A 15,746-nucleotide genomic window follows, 5' to 3' on the forward strand; every position below is an offset into this window, starting at 1 on the left:
CCCTCATGCGGATCGCAGTATGCGGAGGCCCCTACGGCAACCCGTACGCCCTGCAGGCCTTTGTCGATGACGCCCGCGCCCGCGGCGCCGAGCGGCTGTTCTGCCTGGGCGACCTCGGCGGCTTCGGCGCCGAGGTGGACGCCCTGTGGCCGATCCTGACCAGCAATGACATCACCTGTGTCGCGGGCAACTACGACGTGGCGATCGCCCGCGGTGACACGGACTGCGGCTGCGGCTACCGCGACCCGAAGGACAATGAGTTCGCCCAGCTCATCTACGACCACACCCTGGCCACCACCAGCCGTGACTTCGCCGCCTGGATGGGTGAGCTGCACACCGAGCGCCGGGAGACCATCGCCGGTGTGGACGTACACATGGTGCATGGCTCGACGCTGGCGCTCAATGACTTCTGGTGGGAGTCACTGCCCGACGAACAGCACAGGCAGCGGGCCGAGGCCAGTGGCGCCGGCGTCATCCTGTGCACCCACAGCGGCCTGCCCTGGCAGCGGCGGATCGGCTCCGCCCTCGCCGTGAACGTTGGTGTCCTGGGCAAGCCAGCCAACGACGGCCGCCACGACGTCTGGTACGCCCTCCTCGATCTGGACGCCGGGCAGGCGACGGCCGAGCTGGTCCCGCTCGCGTACGACTGGCAGGCCCAGGCCCGGTCCATGCGCGCGGCGGGCCTCCCGGAGGTCTTCGTGGAGACCATCGAGACCGGCTGGTGGACCACCTGCCTGGAGATCCTGCCCCCGGCCGAGCGCTCCCGGGGCCGCTACCACCTCTACCGCTCCACCCTGCCCACCGGATTCCAGCCCGCCGACGACGGCTGGGGACCCAGTTCCGCACCGGCCCCGCACGGTGACCGTCCCGTGGTGCCGCTGTTCGGCAGCCCGTACTTCCCGTCCCGGCTGTGGCTCTACACCAACTTCCACTGCAACCTGGCCTGCGACTACTGCGCGGTCGCCTCCTCGCCGAGGGCCACCCCGCGTACCCTGCCCGCCGAGACCTTCCGCGGCCTCGTCGACGAAGGCGTCGCCGCCGGCTTCACCGAGCTGTACATCACCGGCGGGGAACCCTTCCTGCACCCCGACATCGTTCAGCTCCTCGACTACGCCAGCTCCCAGCTGCCCACCGTCGTGATGACCAACGCGCTGCTGCTGCGCGGCCGCCGCGCCGACGGACTCGGTGAGCTCGCCGATCGCAAGCTCACCATCCAGACCTCCCTCGACGGTGCCACCGCCGCCACGCATGACCTGCACCGCGGCAACGGCTCCTGGACCCGCACCATCGAGGGGATTCGCCACCTGATCGACCTGGGCCTGCCCCCACGGGTCGCGCTCACCGAAACCCCCGAGAACACCGCCGAGGTGCCGGACGTAGCCGCCCTGCTCACCGAACTCGGCCTGCCGGACGACCACTTCGCCGTACGTCCCCTCCTGCGCCGCGGCTTCGCCGAAACCGGCGTCGAGATCGGCGAGGACTCCAGCATCCCCGAGCTCACCGTCACCGCTGACGGCCTGCACTGGCACCCCGCGGGCGCGGACACGGCCAGCAGCCCGGACATGCACCTCGCGCCCGCCGGAACCCCGCTGGAGATGGGCAAACAACGGGTGACCGAGCGGTTCTTCACCGCCCGCCTGTCCGACGGAAGCCTGCCCAGCCCCATCCGCTGCGCCATCTGACCACCCCTGGGAGGGACCGCCCATGCCCGCCACACCACACGTCGCGATCCTCGGCGCCGGACCCGTCGGCCTGGATGCCGCACTCGCCTGCGCCGACGCCGGATGGCCGTTCACCGTCTACGAGGCATCGGACACCGTCGCCGCCCATGTACGCGACTGGGGCCACGTCCGCCTGTTCACCCCCTGGGACCTGAACATCTCCCGCCGGATGCGCACCCATCTCATCGCCGCGGGCCATCCCGTCCCGTCCGGCGACGACTGCCCCACCGGGGCGGAACTCGTCGCCCGGCTGCTCGAACCGCTCGCGGGGCTCCCCGCCCTCGGCGGCCGGATCCGGCTGGGCACCCGTGCCGTCGCCGTCGCACGCACCGGCCTGCTCAAACACGAGCAGATCGCCTCCGACGCCCGGGCCGCCGCGCCCTTCACCCTGCTGCTCGACACCCCGGACGGCGAGGACACCGCCGAAGCCGGCCTGGTCCTGGACTGCACCGGCACCTACTCCCACCCCAACCCCCTCGGCGACGGCGGCATCCCCGCCCCCGGCGAACGCGCCCTCGCCCACCGCATCACCCGCACCCTCCCGCCCACCGACGACCCGGGCCGCTGGGCGGGCACCGTGCTGCTCATCGGCGCCGGCAAGTCCGCCCAGACCGCCGCCCGCGACCTCGCAGCGCTCCCCGGCACCCGCCTCGTCTGGGCCGTCCGCGCCCCGGATCCCCACTGGGGTGCTGTCCCGGACGACACCCTCCCCGGCCGCCAGGAACTCGTCGAGACCTCCCAGGCCCTCACCGACGGCACCAACGAGCGCGTCACGGTCCACACCGGCACCCACATCCAGTCCCTGCGACCGGACGGCGACCGGGTCCGCGTCACCCTCGCCACTGCCCAGGGCCGCCAGGAGATCGCCTGCGACCATGTGATCTCGCTGACGGGTTACACGGGCGACACCGGCCTCTACCGGCAGTTGCAGGTCCATGAGTGCTACGCCACCGGCGCCCCCATGAACCTATCCGCCGCCCTCCTCGCCGCAGCGGGCGGCGACTGCCTGGCCCAGCCCGCACCCGGCATCGGCCAACTCCGCAGCCCCGAAAAGCACTTCTTCGTCCTCGGCGCCAAGTCCTACGGCCGCCTGAACACATTTCTGCTGCGCACCGGTTACGAACAGATCGACGCCGTTGTGGCGGCCTACGCTCCAGCAGAGCAGCCACCCGCGGAGGTGTCCGCGGTTTCATGAGGGCCGCACACGGTGTGCGGAGAGGTAGCCCCAGCTCGCCACGAAGACGATGCCGCCACGTCCCCTCGCCGACCTGGATGCCGGGGGCATACTTCGGCCCTTCCAGTGGAACCACTGGGGACCGTGACCGATCTGTTGGTGCTCGCCGGGCTGCTGCTCGGCTTCGGGCTGGTTTCCGGGCGGGTGCGGGGCACCTCGCTGACCGCCCCGATGGTCTTCGTGGCCGCCGGTCTGGTGCTGGGTCCCCAAGGGGCCGGCTGGCTGACCGGGAGCCTGGACGAGGGGGCCATTCGGGTACTGGCCGAGGCAACCTTGGTTCTGGTGCTGTTCACCGACGCGGTACGCATCGAGCTGCGCGTGCTGCGGCGTGAGTACAGGTTTCCGCTGCGGCTTCTGGCAATCGGTATGTCCGTCGGTATCGCGCTCGGTACCGCGGCGGCGCTGCTTGTCCTCGATGACTTCGGGGTGTGGGAGGCCGCGCTGCTGGCTGCGGTGCTGATTCCCACCGACGCCGCGCTGGGAGCCGCAGTGGTCAGCGACCAGCGGCTTCCGGTCCGTATCCGGCAGTCCCTCAATGTCGAGAGCGGGCTCAATGACGGCATCGCACTGCCAGTGGTGATGCTGCTGGTCGCACTGGCCGCCGCGCATCAGGGGGACATCGGCTCGGCGTCTTGGTGGGCGGGGTTTGTGGCGCGGCAGATCGGGATCGGGGCCTTGGCCGGGGCGGTGGTGGGAGTCCTAGGCGGGCGGGCACTGAACCGTATGGACACCGCGGGATGGGTGACGGCGACCTATCGGCGGCTGGCGGTGCTGGCCTTGGCCGTGATCGCCTACAGCGGCGCCGAGCTGGCCACCGGAAACGGGTTCATCGCTGCCTTCACCGCCGGGCTCTGCTTTGGCTCGGTGGCTCGCGAGCAGTGCCCGCATGTGCATGAGTTCGCCGAGCGGGAGGGCGAGTTGTTCGCCATGGCGACGTTCACGATGTTCGGCGCGGTCATCATGGGCCCCCGGCTGGGTGAGATCGGCTGGCAGGCGGTTGTATACGCGGTGCTGAGCCTGGCCGTGGTGCGCATAGCGGCGGTCGCTGTGGCGATGGTGGGCTCTGGCGTCCGGGGTGAGACCGTGCTGTTCTTCGGGTGGTTCGGCCCGCGCGGCCTCGCCTCGGTCCTGTTCGCTCTGCTGGTGGTCGAGCAGGCGGGCATCGCCCGCGCCGACACCATCATGCTGGTCGCGGGGACGACCGTGATACTGAGCGTCTACGCCCACGGCATCACGGCCGCTCCCTGGGCACGCGGCTTCAGCCGACGCGCCCAGCGCCTCACTCCCACCTCTCCGGAACAGCTCCCAGCCAGCGAACACTATGTGCGGCACAGGATCTCCTGAAGTTCTGAACGGAAAGGACAGCCATGCCTGCCGAGAGCCACCGCGGCACAGTCCACAGCGAAAAGCTGACATTCCCCGGGAGCGGGGGCCATCCGCTCGCTGCCCGGCTCGAGCTTCCGCACGGTCCGCCGAGGGCATACGCACTGTTCGCCCACTGCTTCACCTGCGGAAAGGACGCCGTCGCCGCCACCCGGATCTCCCGAGGACTGGCCCAGCACGGAATCGCCGTACTGCGCTTCGACTTCACCGGGCTGGGGCAGTCCGGAGGCGACTTCGGCAACACCGATTTCAGCTCCAACGTCGAGGACCTGGTCCGCGCGGCCGACCATCTGCGCGACCAGTTCGCCGCCCCGGCGCTCCTGGTCGGGCATTCCCTGGGCGGAGCCGCGGTGCTCGCCGCCGCACACCGGATCCCCGAAGTACGCGCGGTCGCCACCCTGGGCGCCCCGGCCGACCCCGCCCATGTGACCCATCTGCTGACAGCCGACCGGGAACAGATCGAGTCCGAAGGCGAAGCAGTAGTACGGCTTGCCGGGCGCGGCTTCCGCATCCGCCGGGAGTTCCTGTCCGATATCGCCGCCCAGCCGCAGCAACAGCGGATCGCCGCTCTGGGCGCCCCGCTGCTGGTGCTGCACTCCCCGCAGGACGAGTTCGTGGGCGTCGACAACGCCCGGCAGATCTTCGACGCCGGGCGCCACCCGAAGTCCTTCATCGCGCTCGACGGTGCCGACCATCTGCTCACCAGCCGGGCGGACGCCAACTACGCGGCCACCGTGCTCGCCGCCTGGGCCGACCGCTACGTACCGGACCAACCCGGCGCGGACGGCGCACCCCAGGCCACGGAAGGGTCCGTGGTGGTCGCCGAGGTCGGCACCGGGAGCTTTGCCCAGGAGATCACTGCCGGACCGCACCTGCTACAGGCCGACGAGCCGTCCCCGGTGGGCACCGACACCGGTCCCTCCCCCTATGACCTGCTGCTCGCCGCGCTGGGAGCGTGTACGTCAATGACGGTCCGTATGTATGCCGAGCGCAAGCAGTGGCCCCTGGACCATGTCACGGTGACCCTGCGTCATGACAAGATCCACGCCGAGGACTGCGCGAACTGCGACACCCAGGCCGGGCAACTGGACCGTATCGAGCGGCACATCCGCTTGGAAGGCAACCTCGACACCACCCAGCGGGAACGTCTGGTCGAGATCGCCGAAAAGTGCCCGGTGCACCGCACCCTGCACTCGGAGGTCCACATCCGCACCACAGGCGACTGAAACGGCACCGACTCCGCCTGGACGGGCGCCCCGCCAGCATCCAGCCAGGCGCACGTAGTCAGCCCGGCACACCCTGGGCATCGCGGCGGAAGAGGGCCGTCCACAAGAAGGGTTCGCCGAAACAGGCGGACTCGGGCGGTTCGTCACGCATCCGGCGCAGCTCCACCTCCACCAGATCGGAGAAGACCCAGCGCAAGGACTCCGGCCGGTAGGCGAGTCCACCGTGGAGCCGGGACTCGCGATAGAAGGCAGCGTCGGGAAGCTCGGAGCCCGTCTCGCCGGCCGCGAAGCACGTGAGGGCGAAATGACCTGCAGGAGCAAGGACCCGGTCCAGCAGGGAGAGATAGCTGATGCGGCGGTGGGGTGGCAGGTGGTGGAAGCAGCCCGAGTCGTAGACCAGGTCATACGGACCGCTCAGCTCGGTCGCAGCAAGGCCGAAGGCGTCTCCGCAGATGAAACGGACGTCGCCCCCGGCCTCGCGGGCGCGCTCTTCGGCCCAGGCGATGGCGGTCGGGGAGAGGTCGACGGCGTCCACTTGGAAACCCATGGAGGCCAAGTGGAGGGCGTTACGGCCGGGACCACAGCCCAGATCGAGCGCCCGTCCCGGAATGATCAGGTCGCGGTCGAGATAAGAGACCAAGTTCTCATCCGGCTTCGCCACGAAGAACGGCACCGGCTTGGAGCGGTCGGCGTAGAAGCCGTCCCACCAGGTGGCCGCGTCGGTGGTCCAGCGGTCAGCCTCCGGCGCGAACAGCTCGTCCGAGAGCTTCAGCACGTCGTCGATGGTGCGTATGTTCCGGTCCATCCGGCCCCCTTTCACCGTGGGAGACGGTACGGCCGAACCTCGCAAGTGCCCAGCTGAGGCCACATGACGCAATGGCCCAGACAGGCGTTGACACGGCTTGGACGACGGCGGAGGGCATCCACCCACGGCCGTGCACACTCGATCACCCATGCCCCCACCGAAGGCCGCTGCGGCGGCCTTCCCGGCGATGCTCAAGCAGGTTCTTTTAAGCGATTCACCGGACACTCCCGACGCGCCGTGCCCATCCGCGCGATCTCTAACTTACTGGCCTTGGGAATACGGGTGGTTTGCGCGGCGCATCAGCACAAGGCACAGCAGGGCCGGTGCCATTGCGGCCAGTAGGTAGAGGTGCAGGTTTTTACTAGTCGCGATCTCTAGGTAGTCCGGCAGCTGTCCAGCTCTGGCTACGCTGATGAGCCACGCCAGTGCAGGAAGCAGGACGGTGGCCAAGGCGATATGGGCGCCCCGTCGCGCGGTAATTCTGCCCTTGGCCGGGCTGCTGGCCATCCGGACTGCGCCGATGATTAGCACGATGCCGGAGATGAGGAACAGCGCGACCAGAAAGCCGCTCTTTCCGGAGGCCGCAATGGCGCCGAAGGCGAGGTACCACAGGCCAGTGAGAGCGGCTGCGATGCGGGGCATGTAGCCCTCCTTCTGTCCGTTTTCGACATGTACAACACGGCAGGGCCGGATACCCGCGATCCCGTCCCACACTTGTCCTGCAGTCTGGTCAGCGCTTGAGTTCGTCCAGTTCGACTTCCTGGATCTCGGTCGTCCGGCCGGCCTCGTCGGTGATGACCCCCCGCTTGCCCTCACCCGGCCCGCCCTGAGGGTCGGCCTCGTCCGGCTTCCCGGGCGCCCCAGGCCGCTTATTGATCACGACGGGCTTTCAACGGCGCGGTGAGCGCCCGAAGAGCACCAAGATGCGAGGCAAGAGAACGAGGCCCGACGATCCAGTCGATCAGGCGTGGGCCTCCTCACCGTGACTGAGGAGGCCCACGCCACATCGCAGGGCAGATGATCAACCGTTCCTCAGCCCAACGGATCAAGCCCACCCATACGAAGGCCATGGACAAACGATATCCAGGCAGCTGTGGGGACCAGAAGCGCGGGGCCGGTCTGGTCTTTCGAGTCTCGGATGCCAACTTGGCTGGACAGATCCACAATCTCAATGCAGATGTTGCCTGTGTCTCCGCTGTAAGAGGACTTAAACCAGGCGTCTTCGGGAGCCAGTTCATCGGCTCGGATGCCGGTGGTCATTTGGCCTCTCCCTACCCGTCAGTCGACCAGCCCGGGGTCGAAACGGCCTGTACGGACATCGTTCACAAAGGAGTCCCATCCGGACGCACTGAACAGGAGGGCGGGGCCCTGCTTGTCTTTCGAGTCACGAACGCCGATCCCGTTGTGCCCGGTGCGGATCAGGTTCGCCACCTCGACGCAGGCTTCAGTCCCTTCTTGCGAGTACGAAGACTTGAACCAGCTCTTCTCGTCCGCAAGCTTTGGGGCCGTCAGTTTCATGTCCACAACTCTCGCTCTAGTTCCTGCAGGAATCTGGGCGTTTCCGTGGGAGCAAGCGCCCCTTTGCACAGGGACTCGAATCGGCGCTGGTAGCGCCATACGTCCGTGTCCCTGGACATCACAGTCATCGACGATCCACCATCAATCTGAACCAGCGGATCCAGGCTGTTGTCGAACTCCAGCATGGTGAAGTTCTCTTCGGCCAGGTACGTCGACAGGTTCTGAGGGATGATCTGGACCTCGACGTGGTCCATGGAGCAAAGTCTCTTGATCTCCGCGTACTGATCGTGCATCACTTCGGCGTCGCCGCGCACACGCCGCAGAACAGCTTCGTCCAGGACGACCTGAAGCTCCACAGGACTATCTTCTCGGAGGATCAGGTCTTTACGCTCCATACGGATTCGGACATTGCGCTCCACGAACTCCGTCGTCCGCTCTTCAGCAGTCCTCGCGCTGTTGAACAGCGCCCGAGCGTACCGCTCGGTCTGCAGCAGGCCGAGCACGTTGTTGCGTTGCCATGCTCTGAGACGCACCGCCTCACGTTCCAGGCCAAGGTAGTAGGGCATCCCGGACGGCATCACATGCCGGTACGAGGTCCAGGGCTCACGACTCAGCGAGTCACGCTGGAGATCCAGGAGCTCTTTACGGTCGTCAGGGTCGGTGATGCCGTACCGGTCCAGAAGGTTCTCCAGGTCAGCGAGCCGAGGCAGCGGGATGTCACCCTTCTCCACTCGCGTGAGCTTTGACCTGGAGAACCCCAATTCCTCGGAGACTCCTTCGGCTGTCAGGCCACGGCCCTCCCGCAGCGTCCGAAGCTCTTTACCTAGCAGGATGCGCTGGAACGTCGCACCGCGACGTGCTGCCACGTGTCCCCCAACTTCACTGTTCCATCTATCACTTCGATGCCCCCGTCGGCCGACGCAAGGCTTGTGTGGGGAGTCTGGCACGTTCTGCTTTCCGTGCACTACCCCCTGTCCGGTAACTGGCATGTGCCAATTCCCCTTCTTTGGTGCGTTCTATTGAACGTTAACTGTGACGTGCGGCACGGTGGCTCTACTCGCCCAAGCGCAGGTGGCGGTGGCAGCGGCACGGGCTGACATCCCGTTGGCCGCTTCCAGCGTCTCCGCCGTCGACCGCTCGGCAACCAGCCAACCTCCCACTACTAGGAGGGCGTTGTGATGTCCGTTACGCCAACTCCGCTGCGCACCCACGTATCAGTCACAGCAGCACTAAGACGCGTACGGGAACTACGCCATGTCGGAGCAGCGTGCGTCCAGCAGTGGCATCTGAGTGAGGTCGTGGACGTCGACACGGTGAAGCTGCTGATCAGCGAACTTGTATCCAATGCGATCGTGCACGGCCACGGTGACGACGCGGTCAGCCTGGTGCTCAGCTACTCCGCGATCAACAGGGAACTGCGTATCGAGGTCCACGAGGGCGGCATCCCAGATGGCGAGCATAGGCCAGTGCTGCTGGAGCCTGCGGATGACGACGAATCAGGCCGTGGGCTGCTCCTGGTGTCACAGCTCGCGCAGAAGTGGGGCCGCACTGGCACGTGTACTTGGTGCACCCTCCCCGTGCCATGCCCTGCTGCCCTCGCACACCAGCCGGGGGAAGGGGAGCGATGCACCGCAGCGTGACTTCCCCGTCTTCCGCTGACACCCGGACCGGCTGGTGGTGCCAGGTCATCACCTACGCGTCTGACATCGACGGCGCCTCCGCGCGAGTACAGTCCCGCGTCGCCCTCACCCCCGAGCGCGCCTTGGTCTGCCTGCGCATCGCGGTCCGCGTCCTGCTCCACGGGTTCGACCCGAAGGATTTCCAGCGCGCGTTCTGGTGGCTTGAACACGGGTAGTGGGAAGCGGTCGCCCAGCTCCGTGCGCACGGTGAGCACGCCTTCGAAGCGGGGGCAGGGACAACCCGTATCCAGTGGTCGGCCCGGCCCGTCCTACTCCTCCCGTTCGCACTCAGCTCCGGGCCGCCCGGTCCGTGCTCTGAGCCTGCCCTGTGCCGGTGCACTGCCCCTGACCACGATTGTGAACGCAGCCATGGTTGACCGAATTCGCATGCTGGCCCGGTGCGAGCTCTGCGGCTGCCTGGTCGACTCAGCCACGCTGCGCGTACGGGGCATCTCGCATCCTGTCGACCAGGGCGGGCAGCACCGGTTCACCCTCCTGGCGTGCGAGGACTCAGCAGCTTGCTACCTGCGCACCCAGTCCCCCGACCACTGGCGCAGCGTCGGAGTCACCACACTCGGGGGCCGACCTGCAGTGGGCGCGGGCACAACCACCCCTCCCAACGCCGCTCAAGGAGAGATGCAATGACAACGACCAGCGACGGGACACTGAACGCCCACCAAGACGCGCAGCTCGCCGTACTGATCCGGAAATGGCTCGAAGGCGAGGACCAGAGCGTCCCGGTCGGACGCTGGTGGGACATCGTCGTAAGCCGGTCCGGCGTCCCCGGCAACCTGGTCCTCCAGCACATGGACACCATGCAGCCTGGTGGCTGCGGCCCTTTCATCGCTGATCCCGAAGGGGACACGCTGTTCTGGCTGGTCCCTCCCGGCACCATCAAGAGCTGGATGAACGAGCACGGCCTGTGCTTCGCGGGAGGAACCAAGGCCACTCTCCCGCCCGTAGACAAGCGCCGCCCGCCCGGCCCGTACTGGCTGCGGCCCCTGGACGGCAGCCGCTTGGTCGACCCTGACCTGCTCCACAGAGCTCTGATCGCCATGACCCCCACTGCACCGCCCTCGAGGGAGGGGACACAACTTAAGGGCCCTGAACTCCCGCCTCATAACACCCACCATGGAGTAGTCGCATGACTACACTCCGAGAAATGAACGCCACCGATACCGTCCACAAGACCACTCAAGCTGACGCTTTGCGTGGGGAGTTGGTTGACCAGGTCATTTCATGGCGCATCGAACTGGGCAGGTGTGTCGAGCGAGGTGGAGGCCGCGCTCCGCACGGTACCCAGGCACCTCTTCCTCCCGGGGGTGCCGCTTGAGGAGGCATACGCCAACAAGGCTGTTATCACGAAACGGGATGAGCATGGCATCGACATCAGCTCGGTCTCGGGGCCGGGGATCATCGCCTTCATGCTGGACCAGCTCCGGATCGAGCCTGGCCACCGGGTGCTGGAGATCGGCAGCGGTGGCTACAACGCCGCACTGCTGAAGGAACTGGTCGGCCCAGACGGCGACGTCACCACGATCGACATCGAGCAGGAGGTCATCGACCGCACGAACAAGGGTCTCGCGGCAGCGGGCTACCAGGATGTACGTGCACTCCGAGCGGATGGCGAGTTCGGCGCCAAGGAGTTCGCGCCGTTCGACCGAATCATCGTAACGGTCGGCTCGTGGGACATCCCCCCGTCCTGGGTGAACCAGCTCACCGAAGGCGGTCGGCTCGTGGTCCCCCTCCGCCTGCGCGGTCAGACCCGCTCCATCGCATTCGAGCGCAAGGGCAAGCATCTGACCAGCCGGGATTACGAGCTGTGCGGCTTCGTGCCGATGCAGGGAGCCGGGGAGAACAGGGAGCCACTGGTCCTTCTCCACGGAGAAGAGGTCGGCCTCCGGGTGGACGACGGGCAATCAGTCAACCCCGAGCTTCTGAGCCAGGCTCTGCTTCAGCCGAGGGCCGAGGCATGGTCGGGCGTGACCGTCTCCCGCAAGGAACCGTTCAGTGACCTCTACCTGTGGCTCGCCACCGCCGTCCCGAGGTTCTGCCGCCTGGTGGCACAGAAGTCGGCCCTTGAGAAGGGTCTGCTCCCTCGGTCGTACCGTCCTCCGGTGATCTTCGACGATGACAGCTTCGGCTACCTCGCCTTGCGGCCATGTGACGTGGAGAAGTCAACGTTCGAGTTCGGTGTGTACGCCCATGGTCCAAGCGCCGAGAAGATCGCCAAAGAGTACGCCGGACAGATCCAAGTGTGGGACCGCGACCACCGGTCCGGCCCCGGGCCGCGCTTCGCGGTGCATCCGGCGGGGACGCCGGACGACCAGCTGCCTGACGGCCGTGTCATCGACAAACGGCACACGCGGGTCACGATCTCCTGGCCCTGACTGGCAGCACAAGCAGGCATGTGGATCAATGGCGGCGCTTGCTGGAGCAGGTGTGGGGTGATGCTTCCATCGCGGAAGCAATCGAGGTCGCCAGCCCCTTCCTCGCGCGCCGCGTCCAGAAGTTATGCGACGGTTCCCCCCAGACACCCCGCCAGGTGCGCCGCATGGCGATGTCGGTGGCGCGGTACCTGCTGCGGACGACGAGCCGAGCGACGCCGTTCGGCCTGTTCTCCGGAGTGATCCCGGTCGGCTTCGGCCGAAGGCTCACGGTGGGGTGGGGCGGTGATCACCGCGCGGTGGCGCGGGCCGATGCATCGTGGCTGGCGGAGGTAGTCAGCGATCTGGAAGCGTGCATCGAGCTACTGCAACGGCTGCCGGTCGTGATGAACAATCTGTGCTTCGTGCGAGGCGGGAGGCTGGTGGTGCCCTGCCAGCAGCAGCCTCCCGGCGCATCCGGACGGGCTGCCCCGGCTGAGGTGTCCGTGCGTCACACCAGAGTTGTCGGGGAGAGGTCGACGGCGTCCACCTTGGAAAAGGGACGACCTGTAGGGCGCCGACAACACCCACTGCTCGGCGCGCTGCTCGTATGGTGTGGCTTGGGCCGGGAACGTTCCTTGCGAGGGCTGGGCCAAGTGCGCTCGGGCCTTGGGGCTGTTCCGTTCGCCCTGGGGTGTCTGGACGCCGGGACCTACCATTGGAGTACAGCGGCCTGAGCGAACGCACTGGGGTGATCGTGAGCAACTGGGCAGACCTTACGAACGGCAAGCGCATCAAGCACCTACGGGGCTCCGATCTGACACAGCAGGGGCTTGCCGATGCCGCAGGGTTGTCCCTCGCCCTGGTGCAGAAAGCCGAGCAGGACCGCGGCGATTTGTCCGTCGGTTCGCTGCTCAAGCTCGCCCATGCGCTGAACACAGACGTATCCGTGATCCTGGGCCAGCAGGCACCGCGCCGGGGAATGGACCAGGGCGACCGCGCCGCGCTGCGCCGACTCTCCGACGCTGTGCACGAGAGCGCCCTCGGCGAGTGGGAAGGCATCGACGACCCGAGCACCGTCGGGGAACTGGGCGAGGCCCGCGACCGTGCGTGGGATGCCTACTGGGCGAGCGACACGGCGACGGTGAGTAGCTACGCCTCGAAGGTCCTCATGGAAGGGCAGGTCAGGTACGCCAGTGCCACCGGCAGCGAGCGTGAGCAGTTGGGATCGATCCTGGCGAGCACGTACCGCGTGGCCGCGTCGTGCTCGAACGGATTCGGGCAACGTGACCTTGCGTTGAGCGCGCTCACGTCGGCGAAGTACCTTGCGAAGGACGTTGACGACCCTGTGATGACGGCACTACTTGAGTCCACGCTGTCATGGGTCTACCTGCGCGGCGCCAAATTGCCCCGCGCCGTGGCCGTGGCCGAGCGAGCGGCACTGGCGATCGAGCCGTCGTTCAGCAACGGGTCTCGCCCACAACTGCTCGCGTACGGGCGCCTGATGATCTCCGCGGCCGTGGCGGCGTCGAGGCGCGAGGACGAGAGCGCGGCCGACGACTACATCTCTCAGGCGCACGCCGCGGCGGCGAGGCTCGGCCGGGATGAGAAGCTGTTCGGGACCAGCTTTGGCCCAACGGCAGCGAAGACCGAGGCAGTCGGAATCCACGTTGCGCTGAAGAATTACGGGCGCGCGCTCAAGCTCGCCAGTCAGCCCGACATGAAGAAGCTCCCCAAGTCCATGTCCAAGGTGGCCCGCAACCGCTACAAGCTCGACGTTGCCCTGGCGCAGTGCGCGGCCGGCCTTTATGACCAGGCGGGGGACACACTGATTGAGGTAGGGCTCGACGCACCGGAGTGGGTCAAGCATCAGGCGTTGCCCGGTGTTATTGGGAAGCGTCTTGCGAAGGTGTCCACGGCGCGCGTGCGGAATATCAGCGAACTCATCGGCGTGCCCTTGATCGCGTGAGTCCTACGGAGCGTACGAGTTGAGGCCGGGCGACCTCGCCCGGTCCTACGCCTCATCACTTCACCGTGCGTGATCACCCGGGCACGCTTGATGCATGGTCAGCGTCGAGAGCGGGCAGAGGCAGGGACAGAGTAGGGTCCGTCGAACCGAGGGCGAACTGATACGGCGTCAGGCACTCGCAGACTTGGCGGCGGGTATCTCGCCGGGCGAGGCCGACGTACTCGCCGAGGCAGCGAAGATCGAGCGGTTTCGCTGCGTGATCTACCTGTGCGGCACCCCCCACACGAACATCGCGGCCCCTCGCAGGGAGTGCACGGAGTACGCCGAGGCGTTCGGGTGGGAGATCACGGACGTGATCGAGGAACGCGTGGGGTTGCTGCCGCCGCAAGGGCGAGTCGGGCTGGGGCAGGCCGTCGAGCGCGTCAAGAGCGGCGAGGCTGGGGCAATGCTCACGGCGTGGCGCTCAATGATCTCGTCTGTTCCACAGGAGTACGACGAGATCGCGCGCGAGATCGAGAAGGCAGGGGGATTCCTGCACGTCAAGGACTCGGCGCACAGCGAGCAAGGCATCGCACGGGAGTCGGCGGCGGCCGTCAACGAGAAGGGGGCGGCGCAGTGACCCGGAGCGTATTCCGCTACGTCCCGTTCACCATCGACCAGGACCAGACGGCAGAACCGGAGTACGAGGCCCGTTGCGTGTTCGGCGACGAAGCCGAGTGCGGCGCGCAGTCCGGCACGTACAGCGACCCCGGACCGGTCGAGGAGTGGCAGCGCAAGCACACACAGGAGACCGGGCATCGGCGCTACCGCCGGAACTTCGGCGACTACGCGATCATGCAGCCCTCGGCGGAACTGAGCGAGTTGGTGCACGCGAACGGAGGCATGGCGTGATGTTCGCCCCCGCTGTCGAGCGCCCGTGGTGCGATGCGTGGCCGCTCGTCGCGCAGACCGACGACGGTAACCCATGGGTGACGGGGCCCTGTTGGCTGTACTGCCGACGCGAGGGCGTACGCGTGCTGTGGGTCGGCTCCGTGCACACCCCTGGCGCGACGGGCGACGTGTACGCCTGCGGGCCGTGCATCGCGGAGCTTGACCACATGGCACGCGCCCAGTCGCACGACCGGGACGGGGTCGCCGACCGCGCCGCGCAATCCGCCACGCTCACCGTGCCCGCGCACACTCCCCCGCCGCGCGCGCTGACTGCGAGCGAGTCGGGCCGTCACCGGCTGCCTCGTCGCAAGCGCGACCGCGCCCCGCACCACTACCGGCCGGGAGCACGCAATGACTAAGGCCGAGGCCAAGACGTGTGAGCACCCGCGAACCGAGAAGCGCGACGGCAAGACCTACTGCCGTACCTGTAAGCGGCAGCTCTACCTGTGAAGACTCCGCCCCCTGCCGGGACGACCTGTTGGTGGTTCTCCCACACCCAACCCGGCAGGGGAGCGATCACCACCCCCAGACCCCCGCCCCGGCCGGATCATCCGCCCGCAACCCTTGGACAGGTCGAGCGCCAGTCGGGGCGGGGTCACGCACCACAGACACATACGTAGGACCAAGGAGGAGACTTGCAGACACAGAGCGCAGGTAGAGAGATGATCACGCAGGCCCCGTGGGGGCTGCGCCGTATGGCTCCGCTGCGTAACGGTTCCCCCTCGCCGTGGCGGTACGCGGGCGTTGACCCGGCCACGCAGACTGGTCGGTGGATTGGCGAGGGCGGAGCGATGATGCCCGCCGAACTCGGCAAGCACGGTTCGAGCGTGAACACTTACCCGCCCACGCAGGTTGGCAAGGACGGCAAGGTGGACCCGGACACCGGCCACGACGCCGAGCAGGACTGAGGAGGCG

At 67.5% G+C, this 15,746-nt stretch carries 20 protein-coding genes; 14 read left to right on the forward strand and 6 right to left on the reverse strand.

All coding sequences use genetic code 11. The features are described 5' to 3' along the window. Positions 1–5: 5 nt before the first annotated feature. From test1122_RS05530 to test1122_RS05545, 4 genes are all read left to right on the forward strand, one after another. Positions 6–1,682 (forward strand): radical SAM protein, encoded by a 1,677-nt coding sequence (locus test1122_RS05530; RefSeq protein ID WP_232268029.1) that lies wholly within the window; start codon positions 6–8, stop codon positions 1,680–1,682. A 22-nt stretch (positions 1,683–1,704) separates the two neighbouring features. Beyond that, entirely contained in the window at positions 1,705–2,916 is a 1,212-nt protein-coding gene (locus test1122_RS05535; protein WP_232268030.1) for a Rossmann-fold NAD(P)-binding domain-containing protein, read from the forward strand. Positions 2,917–3,039: 123 nt separating this feature from the next. Next, positions 3,040–4,299 (forward strand): cation:proton antiporter, encoded by a 1,260-nt coding sequence (locus test1122_RS05540; protein WP_232268031.1) that lies wholly within the window; start codon positions 3,040–3,042, stop codon positions 4,297–4,299. A 23-nt stretch (positions 4,300–4,322) separates the two neighbouring features. Then, positions 4,323–5,564, forward strand: a complete 1,242-nt coding sequence (locus test1122_RS05545) for a bifunctional alpha/beta hydrolase/OsmC family protein (RefSeq protein WP_232268032.1) — start codon at positions 4,323–4,325, stop codon at positions 5,562–5,564. A gap of 58 nt (positions 5,565–5,622) precedes the next feature. Here test1122_RS05545 and test1122_RS05550 read toward each other — a convergent pair whose 3' ends face one another. The 6 genes from test1122_RS05550 to test1122_RS05575 form a co-directional block, all read right to left on the reverse strand. Beyond that, positions 5,623–6,369, reverse strand: coding sequence for a class I SAM-dependent methyltransferase (locus test1122_RS05550; RefSeq protein ID WP_232268033.1), 747 nt, complete (start codon positions 6,367–6,369; stop codon positions 5,623–5,625). 261 nt (positions 6,370–6,630) lie between these two features. Further along, a complete protein-coding gene (locus tag test1122_RS05555; RefSeq protein ID WP_232268034.1) occupies positions 6,631–7,011 on the reverse strand; it encodes a hypothetical protein in 381 nt (126 codons plus the stop codon). A gap of 88 nt (positions 7,012–7,099) precedes the next feature. Next, positions 7,100–7,249, reverse strand: a complete 150-nt coding sequence (locus tag test1122_RS05560; RefSeq protein ID WP_232268035.1) for a hypothetical protein — start codon at positions 7,247–7,249, stop codon at positions 7,100–7,102. A 152-nt stretch (positions 7,250–7,401) separates the two neighbouring features. Beyond that, entirely contained in the window at positions 7,402–7,629 is a 228-nt protein-coding gene (locus test1122_RS05565; protein WP_232268036.1) for a DUF397 domain-containing protein, read from the reverse strand. Between the two features lie 18 nt (positions 7,630–7,647). After that, on the reverse strand, positions 7,648–7,887 hold the full coding sequence (locus test1122_RS05570; protein ID WP_232268037.1) for a DUF397 domain-containing protein: 240 nt from the start codon (positions 7,885–7,887) through the stop codon (positions 7,648–7,650). Beyond that, on the reverse strand, positions 7,884–8,753 hold the full coding sequence (locus test1122_RS05575; protein WP_232268038.1) for a helix-turn-helix domain-containing protein: 870 nt from the start codon (positions 8,751–8,753) through the stop codon (positions 7,884–7,886). Before test1122_RS05575 ends, test1122_RS05570 begins: the two co-directional genes overlap by 4 nt. A 312-nt stretch (positions 8,754–9,065) precedes the next feature. On the opposite strand from test1122_RS05575, the gene test1122_RS05580 reads away from it, so the two are divergent. The 10 genes from test1122_RS05580 to tgmA all read left to right on the forward strand — a co-directional run bounded on the left by test1122_RS05580 (position 9,066) and on the right by tgmA (position 15,739). After that, complete coding sequence (locus tag test1122_RS05580; RefSeq protein WP_232268039.1) at positions 9,066–9,527, forward strand: ATP-binding protein; 462 nt, start codon at positions 9,066–9,068, stop codon at positions 9,525–9,527. Continuing rightward, positions 9,524–9,742: a hypothetical protein gene (locus tag test1122_RS05585; RefSeq protein WP_232268040.1), complete on the forward strand. Its 219-nt coding sequence runs from the start codon at positions 9,524–9,526 to the stop codon at positions 9,740–9,742. The genes test1122_RS05580 and test1122_RS05585 overlap by 4 nt, the downstream gene beginning before the upstream one ends. 465 nt (positions 9,743–10,207) lie before the next feature. Beyond that, a complete protein-coding gene (locus test1122_RS05590; protein ID WP_232268041.1) occupies positions 10,208–10,714 on the forward strand; it encodes a hypothetical protein in 507 nt (168 codons plus the stop codon). 114 nt (positions 10,715–10,828) lie between these two features. After that, positions 10,829–11,956 (forward strand): methyltransferase, FxLD system, encoded by a 1,128-nt coding sequence (gene fxlM, locus test1122_RS05595; protein WP_232268042.1) that lies wholly within the window; start codon positions 10,829–10,831, stop codon positions 11,954–11,956. 50 nt (positions 11,957–12,006) lie between these two features. After that, on the forward strand, positions 12,007–12,669 hold the full coding sequence (locus test1122_RS26785) for a lantibiotic dehydratase (protein ID WP_422397061.1): 663 nt from the start codon (positions 12,007–12,009) through the stop codon (positions 12,667–12,669). A gap of 20 nt (positions 12,670–12,689) precedes the next feature. Further along, the gene (locus tag test1122_RS05600; protein ID WP_232271779.1) at positions 12,690–13,901 is read left to right on the forward strand and encodes a helix-turn-helix domain-containing protein; all 1,212 of its coding nucleotides are present in this window, start codon (positions 12,690–12,692) and stop codon (positions 13,899–13,901) included. 94 nt (positions 13,902–13,995) lie between these two features. Continuing rightward, a complete protein-coding gene (locus test1122_RS05605) occupies positions 13,996–14,520 on the forward strand; it encodes a recombinase family protein (protein ID WP_232268043.1) in 525 nt (174 codons plus the stop codon). Next, a complete protein-coding gene (locus test1122_RS05610) occupies positions 14,517–14,792 on the forward strand; it encodes a DUF7848 domain-containing protein (RefSeq protein WP_232268044.1) in 276 nt (91 codons plus the stop codon). Before test1122_RS05605 ends, test1122_RS05610 begins: the two co-directional genes overlap by 4 nt. After that, entirely contained in the window at positions 14,792–15,190 is a 399-nt protein-coding gene (locus test1122_RS05615) for a hypothetical protein (protein WP_232268045.1), read from the forward strand. The genes test1122_RS05610 and test1122_RS05615 overlap by 1 nt, the downstream gene beginning before the upstream one ends. Positions 15,191–15,493: 303 nt before the next feature. Then, the gene (gene tgmA / locus test1122_RS05620; RefSeq protein WP_232268046.1) at positions 15,494–15,739 is read left to right on the forward strand and encodes a putative ATP-grasp-modified RiPP; all 246 of its coding nucleotides are present in this window, start codon (positions 15,494–15,496) and stop codon (positions 15,737–15,739) included. The last annotated feature ends 7 nt before the right edge of the window (positions 15,740–15,746 follow it).

Source organism: Streptomyces gobiensis (genome assembly GCF_021216675.1).
Taxonomy (GTDB): Bacteria; Actinomycetota; Actinomycetes; order Streptomycetales; family Streptomycetaceae; genus Streptomyces; species Streptomyces gobiensis.

Bases quoted from the DNA above. Each gene is read 5' to 3' on its own strand.
- test1122_RS05580 (WP_232268039.1), top strand. From the start codon at position 9,066: ATGTCCGTTACGCCAACTCCGCTGCGCACCCACGTATCAGTCACAGCA.
- test1122_RS05615 (WP_232268045.1), top strand. From the start codon at position 14,792: ATGTTCGCCCCCGCTGTCGAGCGCCCGTGGTGCGATGCGTGGCCGCTC.
- test1122_RS05590 (WP_232268041.1), top strand. From the start codon at position 10,208: ATGACAACGACCAGCGACGGGACACTGAACGCCCACCAAGACGCGCAG.
- test1122_RS05605 (WP_232268043.1), top strand. From the start codon at position 13,996: ATGGTCAGCGTCGAGAGCGGGCAGAGGCAGGGACAGAGTAGGGTCCGT.
- test1122_RS05555 (WP_232268034.1), bottom strand. From the start codon at position 7,011: ATGCCCCGCATCGCAGCCGCTCTCACTGGCCTGTGGTACCTCGCCTTC.
- test1122_RS05530 (WP_232268029.1), top strand. From the start codon at position 6: ATGCGGATCGCAGTATGCGGAGGCCCCTACGGCAACCCGTACGCCCTG.
- test1122_RS05535 (WP_232268030.1), top strand. From the start codon at position 1,705: ATGCCCGCCACACCACACGTCGCGATCCTCGGCGCCGGACCCGTCGGC.
- tgmA (WP_232268046.1), top strand. From the start codon at position 15,494: ATGATCACGCAGGCCCCGTGGGGGCTGCGCCGTATGGCTCCGCTGCGT.
- test1122_RS05565 (WP_232268036.1), bottom strand. From the start codon at position 7,629: ATGACCACCGGCATCCGAGCCGATGAACTGGCTCCCGAAGACGCCTGG.
- test1122_RS05550 (WP_232268033.1), bottom strand. From the start codon at position 6,369: ATGGACCGGAACATACGCACCATCGACGACGTGCTGAAGCTCTCGGAC.
- test1122_RS05545 (WP_232268032.1), top strand. From the start codon at position 4,323: ATGCCTGCCGAGAGCCACCGCGGCACAGTCCACAGCGAAAAGCTGACA.
- test1122_RS05570 (WP_232268037.1), bottom strand. From the start codon at position 7,887: ATGAAACTGACGGCCCCAAAGCTTGCGGACGAGAAGAGCTGGTTCAAG.